The following is a 12,441-nucleotide window of genomic DNA, read 5'->3' as shown; positions in this document are numbered from 1 at the left end:
GAGTGATCAGAACCTGCGGTTCTGAGCGATCACTCTTCACCCGGCCCGTTGGGCGACCAGCAGTGCATTCATCGCGATTGGTCGCGACGGCGGCATCCGAGGCGCCGGTTCCGGCACAATCGGCGCGACCTTTGCCGGAGCGCCTCATGCCGTTGCAGATCCAGTCGTATTTCCACGCAGCGACGAATACCTGGTCCCATCTCGTCAGCGACGGCGACGGCACGGCCGCGGCGATCATCGATCCGGTGCTCGATTTCGATCCGGCCTCGGGCCGGGTCTATGTCGAATCGGCCCAGGCCATCCTGGCGGCGGTGCATGCGCATCGGCTGCGCGTGGAATGGCTGCTCGAAACCCATGCCCATGCGGATCACCTGACCGCGACCGACTGGCTGCGTCGCGAGTTGCGCGATGAAGGCCATCCGGCGCGCAGTGCAATCGGCGCAGGCATCGTAGCGGTACAGCAGCATTGGAAGGCCGTGTTCGCGCTGGGCGAGGGCTTTGCCGCCGACGGCGCGGATTTTGATCACCTGATCGCCGATGGCGAACGCCTTGCGCTCGGTCGCCTGGAGATCGAGGCGCTGGCCACGCCCGGCCATACCAGCGACGGCATGAGCTACCACATCGGCGACGCGGTCTTCGTTGGCGACACGCTGTTCTCGCCGGCCGCCGGCACCGGACGCTGCGATTTTCCCGGCGGTGACGCGGCGTTGCAGTTCAAGTCCATCCAGCGCCTGTATGACCTGCCGGCCGCGACGCGCATGTTCCTGTGCCACGACTACCCGCCGCGCGACGCCGAACCGCGCGCGATGGTCGATCTGGTCGAGCAGCGCAGCGGCAACGCGCAGCTGCGCCGCGATACGTTCGAAGCCGACTATGTCGCGCTGCGTCGCCAGCGCGATGCGACCCTGCCGGTGCCGCGGCTGCTGTACCCCGCGCTGCAGGTGAACATCCGTGCGGGCCGGCTGCCGCCGCCCGACGCAAACGGCGTGTCCTTCCTGCGCCTGCCGCTGAAGACACCGCAGGCACCGTAGGTACGGCGGACGCTGTGGCAGACTCTCGCGTCTGCCACGAGGAGAGCCGCATGCCCCCGCGCCGTCGTTACGCCGCTGCCCTGTTCATCTCAACCGCGTTTGTGGCGACGCCGGTGCTGGCCTGGGGGCCGCTGGGGCATCGCATCGTCGCCGGAATGGCGCAGGAACGCCTGTCCGAGCCGGTGCGGCGCGAGGTGCGCAGCCTGCTGCAGCCGGACGACGAAAGCACGCTCGTCGATATCGCGATCTGGGCCGACGATCTGCGCGACACCGATCCGGCGCGCTTCCGCGCGACAGGGAAAATGCACTATGTCAATTTTTCCAGCGCGCAGTGCAGCTATGTGCCACAGCGCGACTGCCGCAAGGGCGAATGCGTGGTGGCCGCGATCGAACGCTACGAAAGGATTCTCGCCGACCGCGCGCGACCGCGCGCCGAGCGTGCCGACGCCTTGCGCTTCGTATCGCACTTCATCGCCGATGCGCACCAGCCGCTGCATGCGAGCTTCCGCCGTGACAAGGGTGCCAATTCGGTACAGCTTCGCTACGGCCGCGAAAACTGGAACCTGCATGCGGTCTGGGATTCCCTGCTGCTGAAGTCGGCCGGCCTGCGCTGGCCCGACTATGCCGCGCGGCTGGGCTCCGGCGTGAAGCCACCCGCTGACGCCGGTGATCCGGCGCAGTGGGCCGAGGAGTCGTGCCGGGTCGTGCGCGACGGTGGTGTCTACCCCGACGGCGACACGATCGACGATACCTGGCTCGCGCGCGAACGGCCGGTCGCCGAGGAGCGTCTGCAGCAAGCCGCCGCACGCCTCGTCGCGGTGCTCGAGCGCACGCTGGGTTCGGCGCGGCGCTGAGTGAAAACGCAGCGGTTGCTTGTGCTAGCTTTGAGCGAATCCGACAAACGACGAAGAACAACAGCCCCATGCAGACCCGCCGCACCAAGATCATCGCGACCCTCGGCCCAGCCACCGACGCGCCTGGCATGCTCAAGCGCATCATCGAAGAAGGCGTCGACGTCGTCCGCCTCAACCTGTCGCACGGCGCCGCCGCCGACCACGTGCGGCGCGCCAAGGAAGTGCGCGATGCCGCCGAGGCCGTAGGGCGTGAAGTCGGCATCCTTGCCGACCTGCAGGGACCGAAGATCCGCATCGAGAAATTCGCCAGCGGCCGCATCGTGCTCGAGCCGGGCCAGCCGTTCGTACTCGACTGCCGCGCCGATGCGGCGCCCGGCGACGAAACGCGCGTCGGCGTCAGCTATCTCGGACTTCCCAACGACGTGAAGGCCGGCGACACACTGCTGCTCGATGACGGCCTGATCTCCCTGGCCGTGCTCGACGTGGTCGAGAGCGAAGTGCGCTGCCAGGTGCTGTACGGCGGCGCGCTGTCGGATCGCAAGGGCCTCAACCGGCTCGGCGGCGGCCTGTCCATCGCTGCGCTCAGCGACAAGGATCGCGCCGACATCAGGCTCGCGGCCGAGATCGGTGCCGATTTCCTCGCCGTATCCTTCGCAAAAAGCGCCAACGACATGAACGAGGCGCGGCGCCTGCTGCGCGCCGCCGCGGGGCAGGGCGCGCTGGTCGCGAAGATCGAGCGCGCTGAGGCGATTGACGTGCTCGGCGAGATCATCGATGCCTCCGACGCGGTCATGGTCGCGCGCGGCGATCTCGGCGTGGAGATCGGCGACGCGGAACTGCCAGGCCTGCAGAAAAAGATCATCCGCGAGGCGCTGGTGCGCAACTGCGTCGTCATTACCGCGACGCAGATGATGCAGTCGATGGTTGATTCGCCGATCCCCACGCGCGCAGAAGTGCTGGACGTGGCCAATGCGGTCATCGACGGCACCGACGCTGTCATGCTGAGCCAGGAAACCGCGGCAGGGCGCCATCCGGACAAGGCCGTCGCGGCCATGCGCCGCGTCTGCCTCGGTGCCGAGCGTCAGTTCGAACCGCTCGAAGGCTTCCAGCAGGGCACGCACCGCATCGACCGCACCGACCAGGCCATCGCGATGTCGGCGATGTTCCTTTCTTTACAGGTAAACCCGCGTGCCATCGTCGCGCTGACCGAGTCCGGCGCGACCGCGCAGTGGCTGTCGCGCTACCGCTCCGCCGTGCCGATCTACGCGCTGTCGCGCAGCGCGCCGTCGCGCCGGCGCATGCAGCTCTATCGCGACGTCTACCCGATCGAGTTCGACGCGCGTGGCGTCGATCCCACGCACGCGACGCGCGCGGCGATCCAGCACCTGTTCAATCTCGGCCGTCTGGCCGAGAACGACCGCGTCATCATCACCACCGGCGACCACACCGGCCGGCTCGGCGGCACCAATACGCTGAAGCTGCTGCGGGTCGGCTCGGGCGGAATGGCCGAGGGGCTGGCGGAACTGTAATGCGCCGCTCTACGCTACCCGAGCCCGTCCGGCCACCTGCGCTTGCTTGCGCCGCAACAGCAGCGAGGAATGCGATGCAACGATCCCCATCGATCATCCGCGCGTTTCTTGTCGCCGGAGTGCTGCTCGCTACCGCTGCTTTCGCTCAGACCACGCCGCGCCCCGTCGCCGCGAAGGATCTGGCCAAATATTGGCTGGTCGCGAGCGAGGCGATGGAGGCGATGGTGCCGAATACCGGCGTGAACCTGTACGTGCCGAGCTGCGCCGTGGTGCGCTACGTCATCAATAGCGACGGCACGACCAGCGATGTGCGCGTCGAGAAGCTCGTGCCGATGGGTGACCTCGGCATCGTCGCGACCTCGGCGATCCGCAGCCTGCGCTATGCGCCGGCCGCATCGAACCAGGGGCTGGTACCAGTCATCACGAGTGTCACGCTGCCGCTGAACCTGCCGCTGTTGCGCGGTACGCCGGAAGAACGTGCGCGCATCGAGGCGCAGCGCGCCCAGGTCGTCGCCGCCTGCGATGCGCCGGTGCCGGAAAAGGCAGCCCCGGCGCCCGCTCCGGCCTCGCGTCCCTGATACGGGCTCGCGCTGGCGCGCCGAGGCACGTTGCGTTTCCTGCGCATAGGGCACGTGCGGGCGGTCTCCGCCTTGTGCGGGCAACCGCGTCGCGCTGTGATCGCGTTTCCGGGCCAGTGGGAAATGAACAATGTGGACAATGCGTGGGGTGCGGCCGCAGCGCGCCGTAGTCGGATTGCTGGTATTGCGCCTGGTCCTGGCTGGCCTTATTGCCGCGCACGGCTGGGCGCGCTGGTATCACGGCGGGGTCGCGCCGTTCGGTCAGTGGCTGGCCGGGCTTGAGATTCCGTCCGGCATGGCCATCGCGATCGGCGTGACTGTCATCGAAATCGTCGGCACGCCGCTGTTCGCGTTGGGCCGCCTGCTGCTGCCGCTGAGCCTGGTCTACAGCGCGATCTACCTCACCGGCATCGTGCTGGTGCATGCGCCGGCCGGCTGGTTCGTCGTCGGTCTCGGCCGCAACGGCATGGAATACAGCGTGCTGCTGATCGTCTGCCTGCTGATCGTCGGACTGACGTCGCGCGACAGCGGCGCCGCTCGCGATTGAAGTGCCGCGTGGTCAGCGCGGTTCCACGCCGGCCCGCGCGGACGCGGCGCCATCGTTCCTCGGTTGCCCTGGCCCCGCGCGCTATGGAAGCGCGTGGATTGCCGCATGATCGCCGTCCAGCCCGGTTTCGCCGATCGCCACGCGCACCCGCAGCGCATTGCCGTTGCGGCCGAGTCGTGGCAAGTTCCGCGTGGGTTGGAACGAGGGGCGGTAGAGCGTGGATGTCACCGAACTGATCGCGCAGGCGCGCGCCGGCGACGCTGCCGCCTCCGGACGTCTGTTCAACCAGGTCTACGCGGACCTGCGGGTTCTTGCCGCACGCCAGGTCGGACGCATGCGCGCTGACATGCGCGCCACCTCGCTGGTGCACGAGGCCTGGTTCCGCCTGGCCAAGCCCGACGCGCTGCAACTCAAGGACCGTGAGCATTTCTTCGCCGTCGCCGCGCGCGCGATGCGCCAGCTCGTGATCGACCACGCGCGCCAGCGTCTGGCCGAGAAGCGCGGCGGCGGCGCCATCGCAACCGAGCTCGACTCGCAGCTGGTCCAGGCCGGCGGTGAAGGCCGCGACCAGGAATTGCTCGCGCTCGATCAGGCCCTGCGGCAGCTCGAGACCCTGGACCGGCATCTGGCCCTGCTCGTGGAAATGCGCTTCTTCGGTGGCCTCGAGCTCAGCGAGATCGCGGGTCTGACCGACCGTTCCGAACGCAGCCTCAAGCGCGACTGGCGCAAGGCGCGTGCGTTCCTGCACCAGCAGCTCGGCGGCGACATGTTGCCGCAGGGCGACGAGTAGAGCGGTTGCCGCACGACGCGCCTTCGCGGCGCAGCGGCTGACGTCACGAGCAAGGAGCTTCACGGCCATGAGCGACGATATCCACGGGCGTTGGGCGCGCATTTCGGCCCTGTTCGACGAGCTGGCCGAACTCGACCCGCAGGCGTGTGCCGGACGCCTGGCTGCGCTGCGCGCGGAGGGTGAAGATGCGTCCGTGCTGCAGCAGGTCCAGGCGCTGCTGGCCGCCGATGCGGCCGCAAGCGGCGTGCTCGATCGCGGTGTGCAGGCGATCGCGCCGACCGTCGTCGACGCATTGGCCCAGGGTCAGTCCGTTTCCGTCTCCGACGAGCCCACGCCCGCAGCCATCGGCCGCTTCCGACTGGTGCGGCTGCTCGGTCGTGGCGGCATGGGCGAGGTCTACCTGGCCGAGAGCACGCAGGGCGGCTTCGTGCAGCAGGTGGCCCTGAAGCTGCTCAAGCGTGGCATGGATTCCGACGAGATCCTGCGCCGCTTCGTGCAGGAGCGACGCATCCTCGCGCAGCTGAATCACGCGCACATCGCCGGCCTCGTCGACGGCGGCGTCAGCGCCGAGGGCCGGCCCTACTACGCGATGGAATATGTCGCCGGCGAATCACTGACCGACTACGCGCACAACCACGCGCTCGGCGCGCGCGAGCGTGTGCAGCTCATGGTGCTGATCTGCGATGCGGTCGCCCACGCGCAGTCGCGCCTGGTCGTGCACCGCGACCTCAAGCCGTCCAACATCCTCGTCGACACCGACGGCCAGCCGCGCGTGCTCGACTTCGGCATCGCGAAGATTCTCAGCGACACCGGCGAGGAAGGACTGACCCGCACCGGCGCGCGCGCGCTGTCGCCGGCCTATGCGGCGCCCGAGCAGATCCACGGCCAGCCGGTCAGCACCGCGACCGACGTCTATGCGCTCGGTGTCGTGATCTACGAACTGTTGTGCGGGCAACTGCCGCACCGGCGCAACACCGCGACGCTCGGCGAGGCCGACACCACCACCCTGATCGAACGGCCGAGCCAGGTGCTGCGGCGCGCGAGCGTCGTCGAGGCCGGTGCGGTCTACGGCCGCCGCGGCGGCGAGCGCGAAGCCCGCCAGATCGCCGGCGACCTCGACACCATCGTGCTGACCGCGCTCAAGCGCGAACCGGAACGTCGCTACGTCAACGCCAACGCGCTCGGTGCCGATCTGCGCCGCTGGCTCGAAGGCCGCACCATCAGCGCACGGCCCGATTCGGCCGCCTACCGCACGCGCCAGTTCGTGCGCCGGCATCGCGTCGGCGTCGTCGTGTCGACGTTCACGCTGCTGTTCCTCGTCGTCTTTCTCGGCATTGCGCTTTGGCAGGCGGCGGTCGCGCGCGCCGCGCGCAACCGCGCCACCGAGCAGGCCGCGATCGCGACCGCGGTCAGCGAATTCCTGACCGAGGACGTGATCCGCACCGCCAATCCGTATCGCAGCAAGCTCGATCTGAGCATGGGCGACGCGCTCAAGCAGGCACGCAGCGCCGTCGCCCAGCGCTTCGCCGCGCAGCCGCGCACCGAAGGCGCGGTGCGCCGCACGCTGGCCGAAAGCCTGCGCCTGTCGGGGGAAGACGAGGCCGGTCGCGAGGAAGCCAGCGCCGCGCTGGCCGTGCTGACCGAACACTTCGGCCCGCGCGACAGCGACACACTCGAAGCGCGCGGACTGCTCGGCCGCATGCTGCAGGCCGACGACGAGGCGGAAGCGCGCAAGATCTACGATGAGGGCCTGCTGTACGTCAGCGCGTCGCCACGCGACCCCGCGCGGCTGCGTTTCTTGCTCGGCATCGCCTCGCTGGACGTCGAGAATCGCAAGGAAGACCAGGCCCTGGCCGCGCTGGCCGCGATCGAGGCAGATGTCATCGACGTGTTCGGCGAGTTCAGCGACGAACACATGGATCTGATCAACCACCGTATGCGTGCACTGGCGCACACCGATCGCTACGAGCAGACGCTGCTCGTCGCACGCCAGGCCGTGGCCGGTGCGCAGAAGCGCTTCGGTGCCGGTGAACCGCGCACGCTGGAATGGCTGCAGCGCGAGTCCATTGCCTTACGCCTGCTCGATCGCTTCGACGAGGCGCTGACGTCGATCGAAAAGGCGCTGGTCATCGCCCGCACGCGGCTGGGTGAACAGCATTCGGCCACCTTGTATACGCGTCTGCAGGCGGGTATCGCGCTGCTGTCGCTCAAGCGCTACGAGGAGGCCGGCCCGCATATCGATGCGATCATCAACGACGAGCGCCGGCGCGGCCAGACCGGCGAGAACTCGCTGACGCACCGCGTCTACCAGGCGCGCCAGCGGCAATTCACCGGCAAGATCGCCGAGGCGCGGCAGATGTTCGAAGCGATCTACGCGCAGGCGAAGGTAGAACTCGGCACCGATGGCGCCGACAGCGCGCGCACGCTGCCCTACGCCCAGATGCTTGGCATGTTCCTCATGCAGTCCGGCCGGAACGCCGAAGCGGAAACGTTGCAGCGGCGCATCATGGCTGATGCCGATCGCCTGTTTACGCCGGGTCACGTCAATCTCGCCAAATTCCGCTACGACCTCGCGCAGAACCTGTCGGCCCAGCCCGACCGCGCCACCGATCTGCTTGCCCTGTTGGAAACCTGGCTGCCGGTCTGGGAAAAGCAGTTCGGCGACAAGGACCCGCGCGTTGTCGACGGCCGTGTGTGGATGGAGCAGGCGAAGCAGCGCCTGGGAAGCAAGTAGGCGAGGCGGGTGGTGCTTTGGTGTGACGCGCTGGCCCTCGGCGCGTCAGTATCACGTCGCGCCGGCAGCTTCGCTCTCGCGATTCCCGGTCTGAAACCGGCGCATTCCATCCGACTGCAAGGACCGCTCGTCGAGCCGGAGGTCGTGCGCGCAAGCTTTCTCGACCCAGGTTTCGTCCGCGTTTCGCGACTTTCCTGATCATCTGCGCCATGCGCGTCGGGACGGTGCGCCGCAACCTCAAGGGCTCAATGAAACGATTGATTGGCGCTGCCATCGCACCCATGGCGGCGACGGTGGTGGACGCCGCGGCGCCGTTCCCCGCGCCGCCGGTGACCAGTAGCAGCATTCCCGTCTCGCTCTGTCCGACGGAAAACCTCGCGGCCGGTCCGCGCCTCGTGACGTTTGGCCTACCGTTTCCGCGCGGTTCGCTGACGCAGGCCGGTCTTATCACGGTGCGGCTGCTGCGCAGCAACGTCGAGGTGCCGATCCATGTCGATCAGCTCGCGCCGCGGCGGCATCGGTACGACGCCGCTCTCGACGGCGCGTCCGTACGCATCGCGCGCATCCAGTAGAACTACACGTTTGCGGGCACGGCGTGCGAGTCCCTTCAGCTCGCCTGGGGCGGCGCTCCACGCACGCAGAGCATTGCCACGCTCACATCGCCGCGCTCGGGTTGGCACACGGTGCAGTCGGGTACCTTCGTCGCGGCGGATGCAGTCGAGGAACCCGACGTATTCGCGGTACTGCCGAAGGCCTGGCTCTCGAACGGTGTGCTCAAGGGCGTGCGTAGCCTGCCGTTCGACGATGCGATCGCGACGATGCGCGACAGTCCGCAGGCCATGAGCGGCACGCAGCATTGGCCGGGCCATTCCGAGGCTGATCGCGCGCTGAAAGACAATTTCTATTCCATCGTGAACGAGGACGACGCACGCGTCACTGTCGCCAATCAGTGTCCGTACAAGAGCGGCTTCGACCCATGGCTCTACGACCGTTCGTCGACCATGTACACGCTGTATTTCCGTAGCGGCACCTTGAAGACGCTGCGCGAGGCCGTGCGTGCGTCAGACTATTACGCCGACCGCATCAATGCGCAGGGCTACTTCACGCTACGTGCTGGCGACACGAAATACGCGTATGCGGAGAATCTCGCTTATACGGCTTGGCTGACCGGCGATACCAGCCTCGCCGCCAAGGTCACGGCGGTCGTGAGCGCGCAGGATTCCTTCGGCCATGTCTGGCAGAACGACCCGACCAACGTCGAGCGCATGCTCGCGCCGTATTGGGTGCCGCGGCTGGGGAAGCCCGAATTGCGTGCGTATCAGGCCTCGGCGCGTGGTGGCGAGCTGGTCTGTCGCCTGGCGGGTAGTCGCGTCGAACTCGACGGCGCCTGCGTGTTTTATCTCGAAGGCGAGATCGAGTTCTGACGACGGACGGCTGTCGACACCGGCTCGCCGTGCGATTTCTTAAAGAGACCGGCAACGATCTACTGGCCCGATTAATCTCAATCGGGCGTTCGATTCATCGCATGCCGCTATGCACGAGGGAACTTCCTCACGCCGCCTGTGCTTGCTCGAGCGAGGCCAGCCACTCGTCGTCCGAGCCATCGGCTACGCCTTCGAACAGGATGGTGGACAAGTAGCGTTCTCCCGTGTCCGGCAGCATTGCGAGGATGGACGATCCGGGTGCGGCTTCCTCGGCGACCTGCAGCGCGGCGGCGAGTGTTGCGCCAGAGGAAAGTCCCGCGAAGATGCCTTCCTCGACGGCGAGCCGGCGCGCCGTGTCGCGCGCGAGGATATCGTCCACTGGCAGGATGCGGTCGGCAATCGTGCGGCTCAGCACTGCGGGCAGGAAGTCCGGCGTCCAGCCCTGGATCTTGTGCGGTTTCCATTCCTGGCCCGACAGCAGCGCCGCGCCGGCCGGCTCGCTCGCGATGACCTGGATATCGGGCCGCGCGAGCTTGAGCACTTCGCCGGCGCCCGTGATAGTTCCGCCGGTGCCCCAGCCGCTGACGAAATAGTCCAGCCGCCGGCCGGCGAAATCACGCAGAATTTCCGGCCCGGTCGTGCTGCGGTGCCAGGCCGGATTGGCTTCGTTCTCGAACTGCCGTGCAAGGAACCAGCCGTGTTTCTGCGCGAGTTCGGCGGCCTTGCGTACCATGCCCGAGCCGCGCTCCGCCGCGGGGGTCAGGATCACCTTGCCGCCGTAGGCGCGGATCAGCTTGCGCCGCTCGATCGAGAACGTTTCCGTCATCAGCGCGACGAACGGATAGCCGCGCGCGGCGGCGACTGCGGCCAGCGCGACACCGGTGTTGCCCGACGTGGCTTCGACGATGGTCTGGCCCGGCGCCAGGGCGCCGCGGCGCTCCGCATCCAGCACGATCGCGAGCGCGAGGCGGTCCTTGACCGAGCCGGCCGGATTGAACGACTCGACCTTCACGTACAGGTCGACGTGTTTGGGCGGCAGCCGGTGCAGCTTGACGACGGGCGTGTTGCCAATCGTGTCGAGAATGGTGTCGTAGATCATGCGTGCCTATAAGTATACAGATATAGTGGAGTACAAGTGCACATATGCATTACTAGGCGACGCGGGGCAGTGCGGTGGGCTCGGGCGCGTCGCCGAGCGGCGCAGCAGCGAACCAGTGCAGTTGCGCACCGAGCGCGGCGACTTCGCCGACGATCAGCAGCGCCGGCGACTTGACCGCATGCGCGCGCGCGCGCTGCGGCAAGTTCGCCAGATCGCCGAGCACGACGCGCTGTTCGCTGCGCGAGCCGTTCTCGATCAGTGCTGCCGGTGTCGTCCCTGCGCGGCCGTGGGCAATGAGGCCGGCGCAGATGCGTTCAAGCCCGGCCACACCCATGTAAACGGCCAGCGTCTGCCGCCCGGTCGCGAGCGCGGGCCAGTCCAGCGTATCCAGCGAGGCCTTGCAGTGCGCGGTGACCAGGCGCACCGACTGGGCGTGGTCGCGGTGGGTCAGCGGAATTCCCGCGTAGGCCGCGCAGGCCAGTGCGGCGGTGACGCCGGGTACGACCTCGAACGCGATGCCGTGCGCATGCAGGAATTCCAGTTCCTCGCCGCCGCGGCCGAACACGAAGGAATCGCCGCCCTTGAGGCGCACGACGCGCTTCCCCGCGCGCGCATGTTCCAGCAGCAGCGCGTGGATGCCTTCCTGCGTGGTGTGGTGCGTGCCGGCCTCCTTGCCGACTTCGATGAGATCGGCGTCACGGCGCGCCAGCGCGAGTACGTCGCGGCTGACCAGGCGGTCGTGCAGGATCACATCGGCTTCGTTGAGTGCGCGCAGGCCTTTGAGCGTGAGCAGGCCCGCATCGCCGGGACCGGCGCCGACCAGCACAACCGAACCTTGCGCCGGTGTGACGGCCGCGTCATCGAGCTCGCGCGTAAGTGTGGACTCGGCTACGGCGATCTGGCCGCGACGCACGAATTCGGCGACGCGGCCTTGAAACAAACGTTCGAGAAAACGACGGCGCTGGCCGAGATCGGTCAGGCGCCCGCGGATGCGCCCGCGCCAACGGTCGGCCAGGGCCGCCAGTGCTCCCAGCGACGGATCCAACATACGTTCGATCTGTTCCCGTACCAGTCGCGCCAGTACGGGCGCGGCGCCGGACGTGGATACGGCGACGACCAGCGGTGCACGATCGATCACCGCCGGCACCTGGAAGCTGGAAAGCGTCGCGTCGTCGACCACATTGGCCCAGATGCGCTGCCGTTCCGCTGCAGCGGCGACAGCGGCGTTTACGGCCGCGTCCGAGGTGGCCGCAATGACCAGCCATTGGTGATCAAGCCACTCCTCGGCGAATTCGCCGGAAATCAGCGAGATGCGGCCGTTTTCGGCCCAGGCCACCAATCTTTGCGCGAACACGGGGGCGCCGACGCACACAATGGCACCGGTTTCCAACAGCGCCGCAACCTTGCGCTCGGCGACATTTCCACCGCCGACGACGAGTACGGAACGGCCTGCAAGGTCGGCAAAGATGGGATAGAGTCGGACGGCGGACATGACGTTTTCGGCACCGATTCCTGCGCTTGTGGCGATAAACGACACGACCGCGGTCGTGTCTTCGGGAACCATGCTGTGCGTCCGCCCGCGCGCAGGGAAGTGAGCGTTCGCTGTGCCGATATGCCGTTACGGCATGTGCGGAAGGACGGACGTATAGACGGCCAAATGATCTGTAGTTATAGTCAGTTCACCCCGCTTGAACAAAACGGCGCCGAGAGCGGTGCCACAGAAGGCCTTCGTCAAGGTCAGACCACACTGGAGAACACGTATGAAACCGACCAATTACGCCACGCGATTCTGTATGCATTACGTAATTACCAATTGGCGTCGCTCGCTTGAGTCCGAACTGTTGCGATCTCCCCA

Annotated in this window: 11 protein-coding genes; 9 read left to right on the top strand and 2 right to left on the bottom strand. The window is 67.5% G+C overall.

Going from position 1 to position 12,441, the window contains the following annotated elements; all coding sequences use genetic code 11:
- The first annotated feature begins 146 nt into the window (after positions 1 to 146).
- The 9 genes from RUU78_RS23335 (at position 147) to RUU78_RS23295 (ending at position 9,487) form a co-directional block, all read left to right on the top strand.
- Positions 147 to 1,031, top strand: a complete 885-nt coding sequence (locus RUU78_RS23335) for an MBL fold metallo-hydrolase (protein WP_313920169.1) — start codon at positions 147 to 149, stop codon at positions 1,029 to 1,031.
- A 50-nt stretch (positions 1,032 to 1,081) separates the two neighbouring features.
- The gene (locus tag RUU78_RS23330; RefSeq protein ID WP_313920168.1) at positions 1,082 to 1,885 is read left to right on the top strand and encodes a S1/P1 nuclease; all 804 of its coding nucleotides are present in this window, start codon (positions 1,082 to 1,084) and stop codon (positions 1,883 to 1,885) included.
- A 68-nt stretch (positions 1,886 to 1,953) separates the two neighbouring features.
- On the top strand, positions 1,954 to 3,414 hold the full coding sequence (pyk, locus tag RUU78_RS23325; protein ID WP_313920167.1) for a pyruvate kinase: 1,461 nt from the start codon (positions 1,954 to 1,956) through the stop codon (positions 3,412 to 3,414).
- Between the two features lie 74 nt (positions 3,415 to 3,488).
- Positions 3,489 to 3,992 carry a hypothetical protein gene (locus RUU78_RS23320; protein WP_313920166.1) on the top strand — a complete coding sequence of 168 codons (504 nt, stop codon included), beginning with the start codon at positions 3,489 to 3,491 and terminating at the stop codon, positions 3,990 to 3,992.
- A gap of 130 nt (positions 3,993 to 4,122) precedes the next feature.
- Entirely contained in the window at positions 4,123 to 4,539 is a 417-nt protein-coding gene (locus RUU78_RS23315) for a DoxX family protein (RefSeq protein ID WP_313920165.1), read from the top strand.
- Positions 4,540 to 4,756: 217 nt separating this feature from the next.
- Positions 4,757 to 5,329, top strand: a complete 573-nt coding sequence (locus RUU78_RS23310; protein WP_313920164.1) for an ECF-type sigma factor — start codon at positions 4,757 to 4,759, stop codon at positions 5,327 to 5,329.
- 67 nt (positions 5,330 to 5,396) lie between these two features.
- Positions 5,397 to 8,063 carry a serine/threonine-protein kinase gene (locus RUU78_RS23305; protein WP_313920163.1) on the top strand — a complete coding sequence of 889 codons (2,667 nt, stop codon included), beginning with the start codon at positions 5,397 to 5,399 and terminating at the stop codon, positions 8,061 to 8,063.
- A gap of 224 nt (positions 8,064 to 8,287) precedes the next feature.
- The gene (locus tag RUU78_RS23300; protein ID WP_313920162.1) at positions 8,288 to 8,635 is read left to right on the top strand and encodes a hypothetical protein; all 348 of its coding nucleotides are present in this window, start codon (positions 8,288 to 8,290) and stop codon (positions 8,633 to 8,635) included.
- Between the two features lie 111 nt (positions 8,636 to 8,746).
- Positions 8,747 to 9,487, top strand: a complete 741-nt coding sequence (locus RUU78_RS23295) for a hypothetical protein (RefSeq protein ID WP_313920161.1) — start codon at positions 8,747 to 8,749, stop codon at positions 9,485 to 9,487.
- A 127-nt stretch (positions 9,488 to 9,614) separates the two neighbouring features.
- Here the strand turns inward: RUU78_RS23295 and cysK are convergent, their stop codons facing one another.
- Positions 9,615 to 10,586: a cysteine synthase A gene (gene cysK, locus RUU78_RS23290; protein ID WP_313920160.1), complete on the bottom strand. Its 972-nt coding sequence runs from the start codon at positions 10,584 to 10,586 to the stop codon at positions 9,615 to 9,617.
- A 52-nt stretch (positions 10,587 to 10,638) separates the two neighbouring features.
- Positions 10,639 to 12,078: a siroheme synthase CysG gene (gene cysG, locus RUU78_RS23285; protein ID WP_313920159.1), complete on the bottom strand. Its 1,440-nt coding sequence runs from the start codon at positions 12,076 to 12,078 to the stop codon at positions 10,639 to 10,641.
- Between the last annotated feature and the right edge of the window lie 363 nt (positions 12,079 to 12,441).

This window comes from Tahibacter sp. (assembly GCF_032229445.1).
Classification (GTDB): domain Bacteria; phylum Pseudomonadota; class Gammaproteobacteria; order Xanthomonadales; family Rhodanobacteraceae; genus Tahibacter.
This window is presented reverse-complemented; position numbering and strand designations above follow the sequence as displayed.